Origin of the sequence: Mucilaginibacter gynuensis (assembly GCF_039541195.1) — a bacterium.
GTDB lineage: Bacteria > Bacteroidota > Bacteroidia > Sphingobacteriales > Sphingobacteriaceae > Mucilaginibacter > Mucilaginibacter gynuensis.
Genome location: NZ_BAABFT010000007.1, coordinates 1 through 19,515, shown reverse-complemented (window position 1 = coordinate 19,515; position 19,515 = coordinate 1). Strand labels below are relative to the sequence as shown.

Genomic DNA, 19,515 nt, shown 5'->3' with positions numbered 1-19,515 from the left:
GTTTCGAAAAAACTCTTTTAGCTAGTCGCCAATTATTTCAGGTGCTATTATTCTTGTAGAAAGCTTCGCATTAAGCTGATTGATGAAATAAACGCATGCTTGCGGAACATACCTTTCGTTATTTTGATGCATGAAAAACCACACGGTTTTCAATCCCAGCTCAGCCCAATGTTTTATTCGCTCTACCCAGTCATCCATCCGCTTATAGTCACTTTCCGCCAGGTTATTACCTACAAAACGAATGACAGCATCAGTGGTCGTCAACTCCATGTGTACGGCGTCCCTCCTACCCGATGTGTCGGAAATGACGGTTCCGATATTCAACTTGGACAGCAAATGAAAAAACTGTTCGCGATGCTCAGCTTCGGCAAACCATTGCTTATGCCTAACCTCTACGCTCACTTTTATTGCAGGATCTAAAGATTCAAGATAAGCCTTAAGCTGGGGAAAACTTTTTGGCGGAAAGTTATCCCCTAATTGCAAGATGAGCGGTCCCAGGTGATCGCCGAAACCACTCAGACTTTGATAGAATTGTACAGTTTGTTGCTCCGCGTTAGCCAGCCTGCGCATGTGGGTGATTATTTGAGGGAATTTAGGACAAAATTTAAAGGCCGGGGAATCCGCCACCTGTGTAGTCCATCGCTTTATTTCATCTGCTGTATAAATATTATAAAATGTAGGACCAAACTCCACGGTGTTGAATTGCTGGCTATAATGCCCGAGCAACTGGTTGTCCGGCGTTTTTTGGGGATAAATAATTCCTTTCCAGGTTTTCTCCCCCCATTTTGGCGCGCCTATATATACGCGCAATTCACCTTCAGTTTTATTGGCTTTCAATAGCTGAATAGTTGAATCCGTATCCGGAGGTAATCTAAAATCAATATTATCTAACGAATCATTAACGCGCCCAAATTCCATGAAAACAAAATAAGGAGTAATTTGGTCAAGTGATGCATTATTTTTTTGGAAAACGCCGGTTGTTCGTTTAAGGTATATATTTGATCATGGAAATTCGACATCCTTCCTTTAGTTTTACCATGGTGTATGCGGAGAATTCCGTGAATTGCAAAGTGGTGATGGAAAATGAATTCTATGACGTATACTTTGACGGCCGGTGGATGGCTGCTATAGCACATACCGACGAATGGACGTGGATACAGGCATCAGGCGTCCCGCTACCGGAGAATATTATTGAGGAGATAGGCGCTCGTATAGAAAGTGAATATAAATAAGAAATAATATGCCCGAAATACCAGATCTGAATATATTCAGGAAGAACCTTGCCAGGCGCCTTGTCGGTAAGACACTGTCTACCATGCACGTAATCATCACGCGACGACTGAAAACCCCTGAAGCGGAGTTCAAAAATATCCTGGAAGGACAAACCTTGATGGGTATCGAAAGAACCGGAAAGGAATTGCACTTCCTGTTTAAAAATGGTCATCGTTTAGGACTTCACCTGATGTTGTATGGTGCCATGCATTGGTATGAGGATAAAAATGAAAATCGCTTCACCATCGCGGAACTGGTGTTTAACGACGGAACTGGGTTAGCCATCACGGACTGGCAAAAAGCAGTGATCCTGACACTCGATCCTGAACCTGCCACCATTCCGGATGCGTTGGACCTTTCCTCCGGTTATTTAAATACCGCTTTGTTAAAGATTTCGCGTCCCATCAAAACCGTTTTGACGGATGGCAAGACCGTCAGAGGCATCGGGAATGCTTATGTAGATGAAATCTTATATGAAGCTAAAATCTCGCCGTTTTCGGAAGCTAACAAAATCCCGGAGGACAAGATCGAGGTGCTCACCAAAGCGATCAAAACAGTACTGACAAATGCAGAATACCATATATTAAAAAACTTTCCGGATACGATTACGGAAAAAGAACGTGATTTTCTCCAGGTGCATCGCCCAAAACAATCAAAGACGCTCGCGGGAGAAGAAATTCTTAAAGCGGAAATCAATAAACGACAGACCTACTACACGGAAGCTCAGCAGCTGTTTAAATAGCTGGATAATTTTAATCCATATAGACAAATAAAACAAAAGAATTTTCATGAAGTCCAATAGTGAAAAATGCAAAACCCAATTTCACTGCTGAATTGTGCTAAGATTGCTTTTAAGAGTGGCGAACGGGTAATGCCTGATCTCAATTACTGTGAAAACAAAAAGTCACCTTGTATACCCCTACACAAAGTGACCTTGAAATTAATTAATTGAATTACCCGGCGGTAAATCCGTACAAATATAAGCAACCGTTTAGTTCTAAAATAAAAAAGATGGTTATATCTCAAACCATCTTAGTGCCTAACTTATAACACAAGTGAACCCCACGTCCACAATAGTTAATTTTTATACGTTGAATATTCCTGAAAGTTTTACAGCGTCACATAAAAAAAAGATGCCCCTTACCACGAGAGCATCTTCATTATTGTAGTTGCGCTTGGAGACCAGGCACTTATTAACTACGGAAGTAACATCGTGTTGTTACTTTTGTTCACCTAATAAGGAAAATAGTTCCGTTCTATTTTCAATTCCGGTAATGCGCTTCTAATTTAGGTTACCTGCAATACCCGCAAGCGGATTACTTTCAAGGCAGGCACCATGCTAGCCTTACCGGCCCACGGTTTCTTGTCCTCCTTTTCCCACTCCTGATCTAGCACAACCGTCCAACCATCATTCTGTAAAGCTGAAGTAAGTAGCGTGCTGCCAGGGTCCGCCCAAATAGGTCCAAAGATCCAGCCCGGTGACTTCAACAGCAAAAGGCCGAAAGCCTGGTGTAAGTTTAGCTAATAATTCCCTGGCTTTTGCCGGTGTTGATTTATTCATAATGGTAACATGCGGGCGGAACCCCTGCCGGTCCTGTGGGATCAGGCTGGGGTCAAAGTGTGCTTTGATGGAACGGTGCAGGGCCAAAAGTTCAGGGCTGTCCATGCGGTACGCAACGCCGGCGCCCAGGTTCATCAAACCTACTACTTCCAGAAAAAACCCGGGATGCCGCAGGTCTGATAGGTAATGATAAGTAGCCGGTTCAGCCGGCAGTTGATGAAAAAGCATCAGGTGTGCTTCCAGGTGGTTTCTTTCTGCCGGGAAATAAAGTTTGCGCTGCGTATTAAAGAATCCGGCATCACTTGCGCACAATCGCAAAGTTAAAATCAAGGGTGCTGTTTCCGGCTTCTGCATTTATCTGAACAATAATTTACTTTTCCCATTTTTTTCGCCAAACGAAAGGCGGGCTGCAGTCGGAACAGACTTTTGCGGCAAATGTCGCTTTGCCCCCTTTCATATGTACCCTATTGCTTACCATATATTCATTGATCGCAAATGGGTCTGTCTGCATATTAAATAAAAATGATGGTGCAATAAAGAATCAAGAACTTGACGGTTACTTTCCTTAACGAAAGTATGCCAAAATAATAATCCATACTTGAAAAAGTTTTGATCTGAGCAATTAAATCCGCCTTACTATACCAGCAAACCGTAGTAAGTAAGACTATGGATACATTAAAGCACCATGACATCAATTATTTTTTTTGTAAAAGGAATGAAAACACTTATAGCATTTGTAATGCTTGATATTATCAGAAAGCAACATCTTGACGAAGCGAGATCTGGGGATTCTACGAACTCCAGTGATCTTACACTTAGGACATGTTATATTATTTTCATCTTCGATTGCAGGGTGACAACCATGGCCTTCTGTTAAAATGGGTAAACGATACTTTCTTTTTTTAACGGGCAAAGTAACAACGTGGTTTTAGATTTATTGCGAAAAGATCTGTTTACCTGTTAACATCTGAAGGAGTGTACATCGAAATGAGCTTAATTAAGCAAACTGATTAAACGGTGCATTTCCGTCTAATCCCCGGTTTCGCCTGTGGTAGCCCTTTTCAAAAATGCAGGATTCAGGCACTGCAAAGCTTAATTGCAAGTCAGTGACGCGTAATCCATACAGCATGAAGCCTGTAAGTGACAGGCAAATCAGGGACTCGAAATCAATGGGCTTCGTAAATAAGCCGTCCTATAAAAGTTTACTTACGACGCTCACCAAGTGATCTATATTGAACGGCTTTTTCACAAAAGCATCATAATTGAAGTGCCCGATGGCTATGGCTTGTTTGTGGTAGGCTGACATTAACACAACCGGTATGTTGGCCGTTTCCTCATTGCTTTTAATAAGCTTACAAATCTGCCCGCCTGTCAACCCTGGCAGCATATAGTCAGTCAGTATTAAATCGGGTTGGTGAAGTTTGGTCAGTTCAAATATATCGTTCGTCCCATTTGATCCGGTAACATCGAAATTAGCGATATTTAATACGGCAGAAACGATATCCAGTATATCGCTGTCATCTTCAATAATTAAAATCTTTTTTTTAGCAGACATACCTGAAGACTATACAATAGAAAGATTACCTGCGAAGCCATCTGCTCTGAAAATGGATTTCATGTTCTCGAGATTAATTGGCTTGTTGAAAAAGTGTTCTACCAAAGGATTTGACAACGACTTATTGATGTCTTCCCAGTAAACAGAGGAAGACAGGATATTGATGTGGATCTTTTTATATTGGTTGATACCGAAACGTTTGAATTCAGCTAAAAAGTCCCAGCCGTTCATGCCGGGCATGTTGAGGTCCAAAAAAATGTAGTCTGGCAGACCTTCCGGCTTGGTCTTACACATCTGGATCAACTTATTGATCGCGTTTCGACCGTCATTAATAGCATCAACCTGGATCTTACTGTTGACTCTTTTAAGCAACATCTTAAATATAATATTGTCCAGTGGCTCATCATCTATGACATAAACACGGGTAGCTTTATCAACTGTTGAAATCATTCCATATACACAAGCTAGCCGTGGCTTTGCCTGTTAAATTTTAGTTCTAATTAAAAAATTTAAATATAGGTACTTTGTCAATTATCTTCAAATAGAAAGTGATAAATCGTTATATCATTGTTGTTACTTAAATTTTTGATGGATTACGCCCCAAACTTCCGGCGAGACTTTCGACTAAGTGCGCACAGATAAATTCTAAATCTTCATTCGCGTAATAGGCTGTCCCTAATGATTGATAACTGCCGTTTTCCCGGCGCGAGATATAGCCTTTGAAAGATCCGTTGGCGGTGATCATGTAACAGGGTCCGGCCTCTCCGGGCATTGATTTTTTATCAAATTGGAGGCTGGTGTCCACCCCTGACAACAGGCATTGTAGTTTGATTCTGTCCATTTTTACGATCTTAAGTTGTACTTTATGTTCATTAGGATATAACGGGATTGGGTAATATAGGCAGCTTGGCAAACTTGAGCACTTCCAGGCTGGCGAAGCCGAATTCCTCCACTACTTTACCCAGGATCAGGTAACATCCCGCGCCACGGAAAGGGTAAGTCGGCGTGCTGTTGGGAAAATGCACCGTATCGAACGTATTGCCCTCCACGTCCAGGAAGTTGCCGAACCACATTCTTTTATTCGTTTTGGTATGCACCGTTTTTTCACAGACGTAGAGACCGACCATTTTTACCCTTTGCCCGACATGGTTAATCAAGTCGTTAGCTAATATTTCGCCCCGATAATCGGTCTGCAAAAGTTCAAACATCGTCATGCTCAAAGGAAAGCCCAGCAGTTCCAGCTCATGATACGCGTTTTCAAGCCGGGTGTTGACGAGTACCGGCAAGGAATAATTTTTGGCTTCCAGGCAAAATAGTTCAGCGGTATTGGATGGCTTCCCTTTCGCCCCCAGCAGTAAATGAATAGCCCAGAGCAGTTCCTTTTTGCTTTTTCCGGTAAACCGCAGCGCCCCTACCCTGATCAGGGTGATGGCCTGTTCCAGCCCGATACCTGTTCTTTTGATAAAATCTTCCAGGTTTTGATAGGTACCGTTCCGCCTGCGTTCTTCCGGGATCAGCGCGATAAAAATATCTGTCAAACCGTGGATACCGGCAAAGCCCAGGTAGACGTCTACCCCGCTGATGTTCACCAGGCTTTCGCTGTTATTGACGCAGGGCAGGTGTACAAGTCCCCCTGATCTTTGTAGTTCCTGTACATACAAGGCCCTGTCATAAAAACCGCCGTAATTGTTCAATACCGCCACCATGAATTCCCGTGGGTAATAGGTTTTCAGGAAAAGGCTTTGATAACTCTCCACCGCAAAACTTGCGGAATGTGCCTTTGAAAAACTGTAACCGGCAAAAGAGGAAACCTGCCGCCATACTTCAGCAACGACGGCCGGGGGACGCCCTAATTTGATCGCGCCTTCGTGAAAACGCTCGACCAGCCTGTCAAATTCCTTTTTAGAACGGTATTTGCCGCTCATCCCCCGCCTCAAAATGTCGGCATCTGTGCCATCCATACCCGCGAAGTGGATACAGATCTTGATCACGTCTTCCTGGTAAACCATGACCCCGTAGGTTTCCTTCAGCTGCTCCTCCATCACGGGATGCAGGTACTGAACCTTATCAGGGTGATGGTGATTCTTGATATACTCCCCCATCATCCCGGAACTGGCAACGCCGGGCCGGATAATGGAACTGGCGGCAACGAGCACCAGGTAGTTGTCACAACCTAACTTCCGGTTCAACTGGATCATGGCCGGCGATTCGATGTAAAAACAGCCTTTGGTGTTGCCTATCCTCAGGTTGGCATTGACCGCAGGGTCTCGCATGAAGGTTTTTACCTGGTGAATGTCGATCTTTCGCTGCTGGTTTTCCTCCACTAATTTAACCGCCATTTTAATGTGCCCGATCCCGCGCTGGCTCAGGATATCATACTTGTCAAAGCCGATCTTCTCTGCTTCGTACATATCCCACTGGACGGTCGCCATACCTTTAGGCGGCAGGTCAAGCGCGGTATAGTAGGTGATGGGTTCCTCCGTGATCAATACCCCGCCGGCATGGATGGAGCGCTGGTTGGGCATGTTGGCCATCCGTTCATGAATGGCTACGATCTTCCTGAACGTATCATTGTTCTGGTTGACTGCAGCCTGGGTCTGGTCGGTAAAACCGTCGATCTCTGACTTCGGAAGTCCCATCACTTTGCCGATCTCGCGGATAATACTTCGGTCTTTGAAGGTCGACATCGTGCCAAGCAGCGCGGTGTGCTGGCTGCCGTAACGCTTAAAGATATAATCCTGCACGTCTTCCCGCTCGTCCCAGGAATAGTCGATATCAAAATCAGGCGGTGAGGTACGCTGCGCGTTTAAAAACCGTTCGAAATAAAGGTTCAATTCGATCGGGTCGACATCGGTGATTTTAAGGCAATAAGCGACGATACTATTGGCACCGGAGCCACGGCCCACATGATAATATCCTTGTGAACCGGAATAACGGATGATATCCCAGGTGATCAGGAAGTAAGCGCAAAAGTCCAGCTCATAGATCACTTTCAGTTCATGCTTGACTTTACGCAAGGCTTCTTTATTGGCCTTGCCGTAACGGTATTCCATACCGCTTAAAGCCAGTTTTTCTAACAGTTCCCGGTCATTTTTCTTGTTCCCGGTAAAGGTTCTTCGGTTCAGATTGATCCGGCCTTTCGGGTAATCCATGACGCATGTATTCATCAGGTTCCGCGTATTATCCAGTATGAATGCATACCTGGAGAACTTAGCTTCCAGCTGCCCGGGTGATAAGAACATATCGGTCGGCGAACATTTATCCGATTCAGTAACCTCCGTCAGCACGACGTTCAGATCGATCCCCCTTAAGTACTCATGCAGGCGGTACTCGATCTTATCCGCCACGAACACCGGCTGCAAGGCCAGCAACTTCTCTTTGATTTCCTTTAAATCGTTGCCGTATAACCGGTTAAGCTCGTTGAAACGGATTCCCAGGTATTCGTTTTTTTTCAATGGAGCCGCATGTCCGTAAGGATAAACGATGTAGGCATCACTAAATTCCGGCGCGATGTCCGGCAGCGCCTTTTGTTCCAGGTTATGCTCGCTCAGGAAGTCGTTCAGCTCCTTCATACCTTCCCTGTTTTTTGCAATACCGATGTAGAGCAGGCGCTTCTCCCTTCTGAATTCCATACCCGCGATGGGCTTAACCCCTTTTTCGTCACACTCCCGCATAAACTCCATGATGCCGGTGGAATTATTGATATCAGTCAGCACCATTTGCGTGATGCCCCGTGCCATGGCTTCCGCTACCAATGCCGGGATGGACATGGTGCCGTAGCGCAAGCTATATTGCGAGTGGACATTCAGGTACATAACTATAAGTTTAAATTAATACCTGACGCCAGTTTGATCGCATCCGGGCCAAAGCGCCGGCGGATCTTATCCATCGCCTGGCAAAGGCTGTACTGCTCTTCCGATTCTGAATACAGGTCGATCTGTTCGAAGCCACCAACCAGGTTCGATAAGCGTACGCCGACCAGGCGGATAAGCAAACGCTTTTGATAGGCTTGCCTGAATAGTTCTTTGACCTTCCTGATCAGCGGACCATCTAAAGCGGTATAGGGAATCATGGCCTGTTTCGTCACATCCTCCCTCGTGGAATAGCGTACGGTTACGGTTACGCAGGCTGCCTGCTTTTTCTTTTGCCGTAATTCAAAAGCCAGCTCCATGACCATCGATGTCAATAAATAATTGATCGATACCAGGTCAATACTGTCACTTTTAAAAGTACTTTGTGTTCCAATAGATTTCTGCTCCTGGTAAGGAATGATCGGCGATTCATCAATTCCTTTTGCCTTCTGTAACAGCCAAATGCCGTTTTTTCCCAGAATGCTGTTCATGTATTCCGGGTGTACCTGCGCGAGTTCATAGATTCGCTTGACACCCATATCGCTCAGCTTGATAAAGGTCTTCTCCCCTAACCCGGGAATTTTACGGATCGAAAGCGGGTTCAGGAATGGTTGTACCACCGCTTTGTCTATGTTCAGCTCACCGTTCGGCTTACACTCGTTGGTAGCCATCTTGGAAACGGTCTTATTGACGGAAAGCCCGAAAGAGATCGGCAAAGCGGTTTCTTTCATCACCTTGGCACGCAGTTCCTTGGCATACAACAAAGTGCCGAAATGCCTGTCCATGCCCGTCATATCGATGTAGTGCTCATCGATGCTGGCTTTCTCGATCAAGGGTACATTTTCCTTGAGGATTTCGGTGATCTCATGGGAGGCCTTCGAGTATTCATCCATATTTCCCCTGATCCAGATACCATGCGGACATAACATGCGCGCCATCCTTGCCGGCATCGCCGAGTGCACACCAAATTTCCGGGCTTCATAACTGCATGACGCCACTACCCCACGGTCCGACAGGCTGCCAATAATGACCGGCTTTCCCGTTAACTGCGGGTTTTTACGGACCTCTACAGACACAAAAAATGCGTCCTGGTCCATGTGTATGATCTGGCGGTCTGTGCTCATCATGCTTACCGGTTATGTTAATTTGCGATTCATTTTTTACCTGTATTACGCTTTATTTGGAGGACCTATTTGGATTAAAATACGTCCTTTGCAAAGCGGACAACAAAACTAATACTAAAAATATTAGTATTTTGTTTATGTTTGAAAATATTTTTCCCGGTAAGGTTTAGCGCCCTAATGCACTGATCATTAACCGATAACCATGCACCTTCAGTTGTAAGGCCGGAGGTGATCATTAAAAAACGCTGTAAAAATGATGGAGACCCTGTTTTACAATCCCTTCCTGAGAATTAAGGAGGACACGATAAAGAAACTGATTGGGATGGGCAAGCCTTTTGTGGTCATTCAGCGCTTTCAATGGCTGGGGCAACCCGCGCAGAAAACTTTTTTACTGTCGGCGTACGCCGAACGTAACGAGGCCCGTTTACACGAAGCGGAGTTAGGCGAAAAAGAAGGCAAAGCGCAGAACCTGCTCGATCCGGCACAGTATCAAGCGATCGTTAAACTATTAAAAACCGAATCCGGCTTATCGATGTTCTTTAATGGCACGATCGACGCAAGACATGAGAAAAGATTGCAGGATGCTTATAGGAAACCCGTTTATGCGTATATTCAATCCATCCGCATGAAAAAGGAAGAACATTATGATGTGCGTATATTTGTGGAGTACGGCCGCCTGAAGGCACAGATCACCTCCGGTGAGCAAAGCCATACCGCGCTTTTTTATAACATGATAAAATAAGATTTATGTGCAGGGATATCAGTTTTCATTCCGAGATCAAAATAGTGACCGATGACTTTAAAGGGATTAAGGTCGCCCCTGATGTGGCCCGGCATCCGGATGAGCTGATACACGTCACTTGTGAAATATTACCGCAATATCCCATCGTCGTTAACCGCAATGATCTTCACCTGGTAAATATGGGGTGGGGAGTTATTCCTGTTTACGAACAAGATCCGAAAATGCGCCAGATCCGCAGGCGCAATATGGTCAATGCGCAATCTGAACGTATCCTTGGTGATAAAAAATCTTATTGGTACAAAATGCGGAATAACCGTTGCCTCATTCCCACCACAGGCATTTACGAACACCAGAAGGCAACGGGATTTAAAAATAAGATACCGTACCACGTTAGCGAAAAAGGCAGAGCCGGTTTTTATGTGCCCGCGCTTTACCAGGTTAGCCAGGAAGTTGACCACTACACCGGCGAGATATTCTCAGTCCCCTCTTTTACAATGATCACCAGAAGCGCGAATAATGTGATGGCATGGATCCACAATGATGGTGATAATAAGCATCGCATGCCTTTATTTCTTACGCAGGAAATGGAAAAGGCCTGGTTGCAGGCAGATTTGAAGGAGGGTGATATGGACGAGATATTTCATTACTGTATACCGGACGAAGACCTGGAATACCATCCCGTGTTTTCGATACGGGGCGGAAAACCGCATCCTGATGGCCATCTCAAAAATGTTCGATATAACTGGGGAGATAAGCTCCCTGTTTTTGGAAGCGAATCAAAAGCAAATGGTAACGTACAGCCCTCCCTCTTTTCCTAAAGTTCCTTTAGAAGATTCAAATCAATTGCACGGTGGCATGATCTTTTTCACCAAGATAGTATTTCTCTAAGACGGCTAAAAAGACAGGATCGGCCCCGGGTACCAGGGCAAATAATGTCATCGAAGATCGCAGCTTCAAGTCATCAGGCGATCCCATTATGTCCCCGGCATTATCGCCTCTGAGTGCTAATAAAGCTTTGCTGATGGCCACCAATCTCGGCCCGAGAATAGGGTGTGCGAGATAAGCTTTGGCTTCAGGCAGGTCTTTAATCGCATAATGTTTCGCCATGCTGCTGAAACCAAGCCCGTCTATTTGGGGGAAAATATACCACATCCAATGGCTTTTTTTGCGTCCGCTTTTTATTTCCGTAAATGCGGTCGCATAATCACGGAATTGCGCGTCTAAAAAACGTTTCAGGTCAGGATAGTTATCCATTTTTTTTCTTTTTTTGTTCCTAAGTAAAATGCGCCCGGGCCTGTTTCAGCCCCGTCGCAATCGCCTCGCCGTCGTTGCCGGTTGTCTTCAAAACCTCGTTAGCGACCGCCGTCGCCTTATCCCTTATTTTTTAAGGTTGGTTTTTATGAGATGGCGGATAATCTCCGTTGTGCCAGGGCATAATTCCTCCTTTTTACCCTTAACACACGAAAGCTGGTTTTGATTTAAGTACGGTTTGAATAGACGCGGATTGAGCTTCTAACATACGGTGTTTCGTCACCACGTCGCTTCCCGGACGCCTGTTGTTTGATGTTGCCGGGATCGAACATGATAAGCGCCGTCACATCCTTATTGGCACTTGAACGTCAGTATAGGTTCCTGACCGTCCATCACCGCTTTTTTGTCACTTGCTTTTTATCCTCAACAACACTTTTTATACCCGCCTATGCCGTATCTATCTCATTTAACTTTAACCGCAGGTTTTCGTTGATCAGGGCATGCTGTTCAAACTTTCGCTTTAACCCTGCTAAATGCTGACGTTCGAACATACCCATCTTTGGGCTCACATCGTCCAAAAGCCTCATAGCTTCCAAAAGTATTTCTTCAGTCAATTTAATATCCGCCGATGTTTTCATTCATTTTAAACGATAGTCAAAATTATCAAATACATTTTATAATGCTAATTTTTTTAGTATAAATTTGTAAACACAAAACGATTAAACGATGGGATACGAGTTTACAATAACGACAGAAGGCACCGTAATCAGGAATTCGGATACCGGCATTAACGTGGAAGTACGTGAAAAAGTGAAAGCATTGATGCCGGAGCAGACTGCTTATTGTATGGCAACACAATACCGGATTAATGGCGGATTTATTCCTGAAAAGATATTTATGTTCCGCGTTTTGCCCGGCATATCGCTTGAAACTCTTAAGGAGGCGGTCGATTTCTTTTTCAGCGATTTTATTAAAACGCAACTCTACGTGAAGGAGGTACCTCCTGATTCCGCACTTTTCCCCCAGGAAGCGCTCCGGTTATATGGCAACCATGAACAAGCAGTAGATAGCAGAAAGGCTGACACGATTCATGAAAGTGGGACAAAGTAAAGATTGCCGGAACATTTATTGGAAGACCATGCTGCGTTATTGAAACGAACATGGCAGCATATTGCTGACTACGAACGGGACGATAACAATCGCAGCAAAAACATGCTGTACCACTTCAAACACGGTTTATCCCTGGAATTCAAAAAGCAATTTACCGGAAAAAAGTCGACTTCTGATGTTCAAGTCCAAAGGGTCATGGAACCTGTCTGAAGCAGACCTTCTCCCAGGTCGTTTGATAATTATCAACAGTTTTTTATTTATACAACACCTCCAATTATATTCGCAGCATGAAGAAATTCTTTAGTATTTGCCTGATATTGCTGTCAGTGGTTCTGATTTCCTGGGGTTTTAAAGCGCATCGTGTCATAGCGACCATTGCACAAAAGCACCTGACCAGTAATACTGCCTATGTGGTTTCTGCTTATTTGAAAGGCGAAAGCATGGCTGACGTGGCCACCTGGGCTGACGAAAACAAAAACAAAGCAACAACTCCATGGCATTTTCTCAATCTGCCTTTAGGGCTCACCCACGAGGATTTTGTAAAGGCCGTCCAGCAAAGCGATAACAATACATACACCGCTCTCCTTAAAACAGAAGCGACACTAAAAGATAAAACGGTAAATCCGGAACAAAAAAACGAAGCGTTGAAATACCTGATCCATTTGGTCGGAGATGCGCACCAGCCCATGCATATTAGCCGCAAGGAAGATAAAGGTGGTAACACCATACAGGTCCGCTTTGATAACAAGGGAACTAACCTGCATGCCCTATGGGATAGCCGGCTGATTGACCATGAGGGTTTAAGTGAAACAGCGATGATCAAGGCCTACGATCTGGCCACACCTGCGCAAATCCAACAATGGCAGTCAGACAGCCCAATGGAATGGCTATGGGAGAGTTACCAGTTGAGCAGCGAATTATACGCGCAAACAAAAGCTGGCCAGCAGATTGATGAAGCTTATTACCAGCGATCGATCATCATCGTCCGTAAACGCATGGACCAGGCGGCTATACGTCTGGCAGGTGAACTCAATAAACTATTCAATGACGAACAGTTAAAAATCACCAACGTAACTCTCGTACCGCCGCCACCGGTCAGTGCAGGTGTAGCAAGCTTGGTAAAACTGGAAGAAATTAAAAATGCTATAGGGAAAACAATACGCACCGAGGGAAAGGTCTATAGCAGTAAAGATATCGGCAGCATGGTATTGGTCAATCTAGGCGCGGCTTATCCTAACCAGTTACTGACGGTTGTATTAAAAGGCAAAGCTAAAGAACTGGGCACCCAATTGGAGAACAAGAGTATCACGGTAGAAGGCGAGGTAACCAATTATAAAGGAAAACCGCAGATCGTCATCATTGACCCGTTAAAGATCAAATTTTAATGTGATGAATGAGCCGTTTATCATTCCGGTAACTTACCAGGGAACTGTACATGAATTTAAGGCGCGATTTGAACGGTGGGGTTATACCCACCGGATTGCTGTGCTGATTGATGAGGCTACGTTTGTTTTTGAACCCGATGAAGAAGGCGGTTACCGCGCACTGTCAATCAACGCCACAACTGTATCCCTAAATGTCGGATTATTGCAGGCTGTGGCTGAGAAACTTAGGTCGCTAAGCAATTAGCGCATATTATTGATCTGATGTGCTGTCTGCTTTTTCAATCTGCAGATTTCCCAATCGTTTGGCTAGAACATGGAATTTTATTTTCGCAAAAATTGGAGGCACGGATCATGGTCTTTCTTGGTAATAAATGGCCCCGATAACTACCGCCAGTGATTATCTTGCGCGCCCCTATGAATAACCTCACTTTGCTTTTGATGTCAAAATGATCGTCGTTTTCAGGAACGGGACATTGCTGTTCAAAGCCGATGATCATTCCTGTAATAGAAAACCGTTCGTTTTGCTTTTAGTGCTATATCAACAGAAACAATAAGGTTTTCAAATAGTTATAAGGGTATGAACAATTACCCGATCATCATCACCGTAGGTAAAGAAGCGCATCATTTTGAGGTGGGGGAATACGCGCACCACGAAGACGGTAAATGCAAATTCCGCGTTTATGAGAACGGCACTTATGTAGTAAGCTTTACCCCGGATAATCAGGATTTTCTGCATATCTGCCAGAATCCAGGCAGAGTAGATGAAGAGATACTGCATTTACTGGCCGACAAGATCGAAGCGCATTACCCGCATGGTGTAAACGACAATATCAGAAAACTAAAGTTATGAGAAGTATCTGGACAGGCTCGATCGGTTTCGGCCTGGTGAGCATCCCCGTTAAATTATTCTCTGCCGTGCAGGAAAGCAGGCTCGACCTGGACATGCTGGATAGCCGTGATCACGCCCACATTAAATTCCAGCGGGTCAATGAAAACACCAAAAAGGAAGTTCCCTATGATAAGATCGTTAAAGGCTACAAGTATAACGATGATTATGTGATCATCGAAGATGCAGACTTTGAAGCTGCGGCTCCTGAAAAAAGCAAGGTGATCGAAATCGAAAGTTTCGTTGATATTGCTTCTGTCAACCCCATGTACTATGAAACATCGTATTATACCGCTCCTGCTACCAAAAAGAACAAAGCATATGCCTTGTTACTTTCCGCACTCAAGAAATCAGGCAAAGCAGGTCTCGCACGCTTTGTCCTGAGAAGCACCGAAAGTTTGTGCGTCGTACACCCGGTGGAAAACGCCCTCGTAGTAACACGTATCCGTTTCTCCCAGCAAATACGCGAACAGGAGGAGTTAGGGCTGGATGAAAAACTGGACGTAAGTAAAAAAGAACTCGATATGGGCCTGGCACTTATTGACCAGTACACAGAGCCAATTGACCTCTCTAAATACAAAGACGAATACCATGATGAATTATTAAAGATCATTGAACAAAAGGCCAAAGGAAAACGACCGACGATCAAGAAATTAAAACCAAAAGCTGCTAAAGGAGATGACCTATATGATCAGCTGATGAGCAGTCTGAAAGTTAAAAAGGGTGCTTAATATGATGAGCCCTGTCCATATCACTATTCCGCAGGCAGACGGCAGCGACCGTTATGTCGTCATCGAACCGGTCCTGGAAAAACAAGACCCCAAAGGGTTAACCTCTGCCGGTGGATATAAAATCTATCAAAATAATTTTGGCGATGACACCCCGTTCATTACAGCGCCAGTCGAATTCGATACTCCCTCCAACGAACTACCTGACGATATGAACCCGGATTACTTGGGAAAACTTTTGTTTAAAATGGCAGTGTTCAGCATTTTGAAGGCAGGGAACTTAGCCTTGTCGAGCAGGCTTACCTTGCTGTCTTTATCGAGACCTATCAGGATCCGGATATACCCACCCAACTTTAACTAATTTGCCCTGTTATCAGAGGAATTGGTTCTGGCCGTTTACAGTAGAGGCTGAAATCGCAGAGAGGTCAGCCGCTGAAATAAAGATCATTAAGCTCTTCATATGCTTATACAACTAAAAAAATGTGTTTCTAAACAGCTCCTTAAGTGGTTATTTATGCCGTACATAAAAATTCCACCTTTCTGTCTGGCATCAAAAATCGCGGTGTTTAAATTTGTGGGTGATTATGGTACACTGGATGTAACTATTTGCAAATTAGCCGTCTTTTTACATATTTGTATAAATGATAGAGGATCGTTTAATTTCTTTATTTCCAGACATGCACGTGAAGGTTTTGCAGGAAAATGCACGTTTTTCTGTAAGGGGAAGTATTGAAGGTTTGGCGGTTCATTACTTGTTTGAGTCGGTCGGAGAAACTAAAGAAGTTGATCGACAATATATCCAACAGTTTTCCACTTGGCTTATGGGGAATAAGGCATCTAAAGGTTATCTCTTACATACGCATCCTGTAAAGAAAAAAATACGGGATCTGGCTCTCCACGCGGGTATAGAACTTATTCACCAGGATAATTTCTATGCAGAAGATTTCACGATCATTCCAAAAGTACCCATTAAATATTTTCATCCTTCATTACGCACGGCGGAAATCACAGAAAAGGTATATTATAACAATGCGATGGCCTTACAGCCACCAACAAGACTAACTACCCGCTTGAAGGATGTTGGATTGATCTCTTTAGACGGGGGCGCCAGTCAGATGCTACAGAGTGAGTTTATTGTTAATAAGTATTTTGAATTGCAGCCAGATGTTATTGCTTTTGAGAATCTGGATTTAAAGGATGAACGCGTGTTTACTAAAAAAAACAATGCCTGGCTACTTACAGACCTGGTAATCGCTTTTAAATGGCGTAAGCCTGCTTATCTTATTTATCTTAACGCGGCCGATCTCTACCCTTACCGGAACCAATGGAAAAGCAAACCGATGTCACCAGATTTCAGGGTTAAGCAATTGACCTTGCCACCGAAAGAAGAGTGGATTATGATCGGCAACCCCCACAAGATGCCGGTACGAACCAACCTGTTATTAGAAGGAATCTATGAATTACCTGAAAACATGGCCGATTGGATTCCGCAGCACCTGAGTTATAACAATGACGATGATGATGAGCTCGTCTTTTATCGATAAGTTCTTGGAAGAATTTCATAAATAATTTAAAACGTTTTTTCAATATATCTTTCCAATCCTTTTTTCTCCAGGCGGCTTTTCTTGTTTCCATATGCTTGAGTAAAGAACACATGAATATCCACCCATCATGCATAATATTTATTTAAAATTCAATACCACTGATGAATTGTTACCCCAATTTAATAAGTTAACGTACAAAGTTCGTATAATATTTGCTTATTTTTTCGATCTCACCTTCTCCTTTTTGTTTTTTCGGCAGTACCGAAAGCCGAAATAAAGACGCCTGCATCCCCACTTACCTTTACTACTCCGCTTTATATTGCTGTGTGGACTTCCCAACGCTGTCTTATTTCCTCCAATCTTTATTTTCTTGCTCCAAATAAATCTTTCGGTAGTACCGAAACACTCCTGAAAAATCCTTTTTCATTCTCCTGAATTTTGATCCGTCATCAGGGCAATGTCCTGATGAAAACAGCAAGACTGTTACACACGATCATTGACATACAGGGACAAAACATTATCCTGATCCACAGGAAATTTTGCGAAGGTGAGATGGTATCAATAACCGAAAGCGCATTGGCAGACGAAAGTCCGGTTTGTAGAAACCGACGCGGGTAGTCCCGAATAGCTATATACCGGCAGGAATGTCTTTACGGGTTCGTTACCCGCTGCCGGTACCACTGTACTACTCCGACAATCTCTATTTTATCAATCTATTTAATTTATTAATAATTACGACATCAGATTATATGTTAACTGCCAAAGAACTAAAAGAACAGGCCTCGATTGTCGAGCTGTTAGCCAAACTGGGCTATCATCCCGTTCCTAGACATGGACGTGAAAGGATGTACATCAGCATGCTTCGTGATAACGATACAACGCCTTCATTAAGTGTCAATGATGATCTTGGCGTTTGGTTTGACCACGGAACACGTAAGGGTGGAAATATTATCGATTTTGGCCTGGCCTACTGGAAAAACCTAAGTTTCGCGGAAGTTGTTAAAAATATCCAAGAGGTACTTGTTATACAAGCTTCCGAACCCAGAATCTTGCGTCCGCGAAAATCTGTCAGGCCCCCCCATTATATTATTCAGGAAATTAAAGATATTGGTACACATCCTGCAATAACCGGTTATCTCCAATCCCGGGGCATATTAGACGAGGCTAAAGCATACCTCAGTGAAGTGTATTATTATGTTGAAAATAAAGCCGGCGAACGTAAACTTTTCTTTGCTGCCGGCTGGCCGAACGATTTTAATGGATGGGAAGTTCGTAACAAGTATTTTAAAGGATGCCTTGGGAATAAGGCAATTAGTTTTATACCGGGCAATGAGAAAAGCGTCGCTGTTTTTGAAGGCTTCCTGGATTTTCTCAGTTGGAAAAAAGAATACCCGGAACATGATAATAGTGTGATCGTTCTGAATAGTATTACTATGTTACCCGAAGCCGTGGAGCGGGCAAAGAAATTTTCTTCCATCGATCTTTATTTTGACAGGGACAGCGCGGGTTTTGGGGTGACTAAAGCTTTTTGTTTATCACTACCATACGCTACAGACCGCTCCTCTTTATATACCGGATACAAGGACTACAACGACATGGTGAAAGCCCATATGACCTTTTCAAAATTAGCTGCGAATTATTTCTCAGGAACAAGAGTTCCATTTAAAAGATAAGACCATTTTTGGTTAATACCTTACAGTCAAAAATCAACAGCCATTTTCTTCGCCTCCATCACATTTTGTTATCCGGAAATCTGTTTGATTTCCTTACGGCAAGATGTCTTTTTGTTTCACAAAAAATCTCTTGCTCTCCCGAGAGGATTGTCAAAACTCGCAACTCGTTTTTCTGATGACAAAACAAAAGAAATCAATGGGCAGGCCCAAATTGACGGGGAATAAACGGAATAATTTTATCAATGTCCGTTTTACCGATGAAGAATACCTGCAAATTATTGAACTGGAAAAGGTATTGGATCTTTCAAGAACCGATCTGATCCGTTTACGGGTATTATCTGACGCCGGAAGAGTAGTCATTAATGCGCGGGAGCTCATGTCACGCATGGATACCATAGGTGCTGACATGGGCCGGATCGGAAATAATATCAATCAATTGGCTAAACATGCCAATACGCTTAAACTCCAGAATGCCCTTGATCCACTTGTTGTTCGTAAGTTTAACGCCCTTTTTGAAGAATATATCGGCATTCAGCAATTATTGGAGACGGCATTAAGAAAGATCATCAGGGAGTTGGGCAGATGATAAGATCTGACAGCTACGTGGTTATCGGGTTTTCAAGATATGCGGGTAGGCTGTTACACCGATCGCTGTCCTGCAGGTATCAGGTTATACGGCGATAAGGTTATCTATACATTTAAGTATTGTCTTGTCCTGAAATAGGTTTACAGTTTTGAGTGATTTAAATCAACAAAACCATGAAAATTGTAAAGCGCTATTCGGACGATTTCAAGCGTGAAATAGTCGAACTTTATTTAACATCCGATCTCAC

Annotated in this window: 23 protein-coding genes; 13 read left to right on the top strand and 10 right to left on the bottom strand. The window is 43.8% G+C overall.

All coding sequences use genetic code 11. From position 1 onward, the window contains the following. Positions 1-21: 21 nt before the first annotated feature. On the bottom strand, positions 22-918 hold the full coding sequence (locus ABD894_RS14585) for a DUF72 domain-containing protein (RefSeq protein ID WP_345211788.1): 897 nt from the start codon (positions 916-918) through the stop codon (positions 22-24). Between the two features lie 86 nt (positions 919-1,004). Here ABD894_RS14585 and ABD894_RS14580 point away from each other — a divergent pair, with 86 nt between their 5' ends. Together ABD894_RS14580 and ABD894_RS14575 are read left to right on the top strand one after the other, a co-directional pair. After that, complete coding sequence (locus ABD894_RS14580; RefSeq protein WP_345211787.1) at positions 1,005-1,232, top strand: hypothetical protein; 228 nt, start codon at positions 1,005-1,007, stop codon at positions 1,230-1,232. 8 nt (positions 1,233-1,240) lie between these two features. Beyond that, positions 1,241-2,014, top strand: coding sequence for a DNA-formamidopyrimidine glycosylase family protein (locus ABD894_RS14575; protein WP_345211786.1), 774 nt, complete (start codon positions 1,241-1,243; stop codon positions 2,012-2,014). Between the two features lie 666 nt (positions 2,015-2,680). On the opposite strand, the gene ABD894_RS14570 is transcribed toward ABD894_RS14575, so the two are convergent. The 7 genes from ABD894_RS14570 to dinB all read right to left on the bottom strand — a co-directional run bounded on the left by ABD894_RS14570 (position 2,681) and on the right by dinB (position 9,366). After that, positions 2,681-3,187, bottom strand: coding sequence for a 2'-5' RNA ligase family protein (locus ABD894_RS14570; RefSeq protein ID WP_345211785.1), 507 nt, complete (start codon positions 3,185-3,187; stop codon positions 2,681-2,683). Positions 3,188-3,203: 16 nt separating this feature from the next. Continuing rightward, positions 3,204-3,290, bottom strand: coding sequence for a DUF2256 domain-containing protein (locus tag ABD894_RS28155; protein WP_425562967.1), 87 nt, complete (start codon positions 3,288-3,290; stop codon positions 3,204-3,206). 735 nt (positions 3,291-4,025) lie between these two features. Then, positions 4,026-4,388, bottom strand: coding sequence for a response regulator (locus tag ABD894_RS14565; protein WP_345211784.1), 363 nt, complete (start codon positions 4,386-4,388; stop codon positions 4,026-4,028). A gap of 9 nt (positions 4,389-4,397) precedes the next feature. Continuing rightward, complete coding sequence (locus ABD894_RS14560; protein WP_345211783.1) at positions 4,398-4,838, bottom strand: response regulator; 441 nt, start codon at positions 4,836-4,838, stop codon at positions 4,398-4,400. Positions 4,839-4,965: 127 nt separating this feature from the next. Beyond that, a complete protein-coding gene (locus tag ABD894_RS14555; protein WP_345211782.1) occupies positions 4,966-5,229 on the bottom strand; it encodes a hypothetical protein in 264 nt (87 codons plus the stop codon). 31 nt (positions 5,230-5,260) lie between these two features. Then, positions 5,261-8,203, bottom strand: a complete 2,943-nt coding sequence (locus tag ABD894_RS14550) for a DNA polymerase III subunit alpha (protein WP_345211781.1) — start codon at positions 8,201-8,203, stop codon at positions 5,261-5,263. Positions 8,204-8,205: 2 nt separating this feature from the next. Continuing rightward, positions 8,206-9,366 carry a DNA polymerase IV gene (gene dinB / locus ABD894_RS14545; RefSeq protein ID WP_345211780.1) on the bottom strand — a complete coding sequence of 387 codons (1,161 nt, stop codon included), beginning with the start codon at positions 9,364-9,366 and terminating at the stop codon, positions 8,206-8,208. Between the two features lie 250 nt (positions 9,367-9,616). Here dinB and ABD894_RS14540 point away from each other — a divergent pair, with 250 nt between their 5' ends. Together ABD894_RS14540 and ABD894_RS14535 are read left to right on the top strand one after the other, a co-directional pair. After that, a complete protein-coding gene (locus tag ABD894_RS14540; RefSeq protein WP_345211779.1) occupies positions 9,617-10,105 on the top strand; it encodes a hypothetical protein in 489 nt (162 codons plus the stop codon). A 5-nt stretch (positions 10,106-10,110) separates the two neighbouring features. Continuing rightward, a complete protein-coding gene (locus ABD894_RS14535) occupies positions 10,111-10,923 on the top strand; it encodes an SOS response-associated peptidase (protein WP_345211778.1) in 813 nt (270 codons plus the stop codon). Between the two features lie 16 nt (positions 10,924-10,939). Here ABD894_RS14535 and ABD894_RS14530 read toward each other — a convergent pair whose 3' ends face one another. Beyond that, entirely contained in the window at positions 10,940-11,359 is a 420-nt protein-coding gene (locus ABD894_RS14530; RefSeq protein ID WP_345211777.1) for a DUF1810 domain-containing protein, read from the bottom strand. A 443-nt stretch (positions 11,360-11,802) separates the two neighbouring features. Beyond that, a complete protein-coding gene (locus tag ABD894_RS14525) occupies positions 11,803-11,994 on the bottom strand; it encodes a hypothetical protein (RefSeq protein ID WP_345211776.1) in 192 nt (63 codons plus the stop codon). An 88-nt stretch (positions 11,995-12,082) separates the two neighbouring features. Here ABD894_RS14525 and ABD894_RS14520 point away from each other — a divergent pair, with 88 nt between their 5' ends. The 9 genes from ABD894_RS14520 to ABD894_RS14480 all read left to right on the top strand — a co-directional run bounded on the left by ABD894_RS14520 (position 12,083) and on the right by ABD894_RS14480 (position 19,268). After that, positions 12,083-12,466 carry a hypothetical protein gene (locus tag ABD894_RS14520; protein ID WP_345211775.1) on the top strand — a complete coding sequence of 128 codons (384 nt, stop codon included), beginning with the start codon at positions 12,083-12,085 and terminating at the stop codon, positions 12,464-12,466. Between the two features lie 287 nt (positions 12,467-12,753). Then, on the top strand, positions 12,754-13,851 hold the full coding sequence (locus ABD894_RS14515) for a S1/P1 nuclease (RefSeq protein WP_345211774.1): 1,098 nt from the start codon (positions 12,754-12,756) through the stop codon (positions 13,849-13,851). A 4-nt stretch (positions 13,852-13,855) separates the two neighbouring features. Continuing rightward, positions 13,856-14,095: a hypothetical protein gene (locus ABD894_RS14510; RefSeq protein WP_345211773.1), complete on the top strand. Its 240-nt coding sequence runs from the start codon at positions 13,856-13,858 to the stop codon at positions 14,093-14,095. Between the two features lie 333 nt (positions 14,096-14,428). After that, a complete protein-coding gene (locus tag ABD894_RS14505; RefSeq protein ID WP_345211772.1) occupies positions 14,429-14,701 on the top strand; it encodes a hypothetical protein in 273 nt (90 codons plus the stop codon). Continuing rightward, the gene (ku, locus tag ABD894_RS14500; RefSeq protein WP_345211771.1) at positions 14,698-15,468 is read left to right on the top strand and encodes a non-homologous end joining protein Ku; all 771 of its coding nucleotides are present in this window, start codon (positions 14,698-14,700) and stop codon (positions 15,466-15,468) included. The genes ABD894_RS14505 and ku overlap by 4 nt, the downstream gene beginning before the upstream one ends. 1 nt (position 15,469) lies before the next feature. Beyond that, positions 15,470-15,826 (top strand): hypothetical protein, encoded by a 357-nt coding sequence (locus tag ABD894_RS14495; protein WP_345211770.1) that lies wholly within the window; start codon positions 15,470-15,472, stop codon positions 15,824-15,826. A 280-nt stretch (positions 15,827-16,106) separates the two neighbouring features. Continuing rightward, positions 16,107-17,009, top strand: coding sequence for a hypothetical protein (locus ABD894_RS14490; RefSeq protein WP_345211769.1), 903 nt, complete (start codon positions 16,107-16,109; stop codon positions 17,007-17,009). A gap of 749 nt (positions 17,010-17,758) precedes the next feature. Continuing rightward, on the top strand, positions 17,759-18,682 hold the full coding sequence (locus ABD894_RS14485; protein ID WP_345211768.1) for a toprim domain-containing protein: 924 nt from the start codon (positions 17,759-17,761) through the stop codon (positions 18,680-18,682). 175 nt (positions 18,683-18,857) lie between these two features. Continuing rightward, complete coding sequence (locus tag ABD894_RS14480) at positions 18,858-19,268, top strand: plasmid mobilization protein (protein ID WP_345211767.1); 411 nt, start codon at positions 18,858-18,860, stop codon at positions 19,266-19,268. Positions 19,269-19,515: the final 247 nt, after the last annotated feature.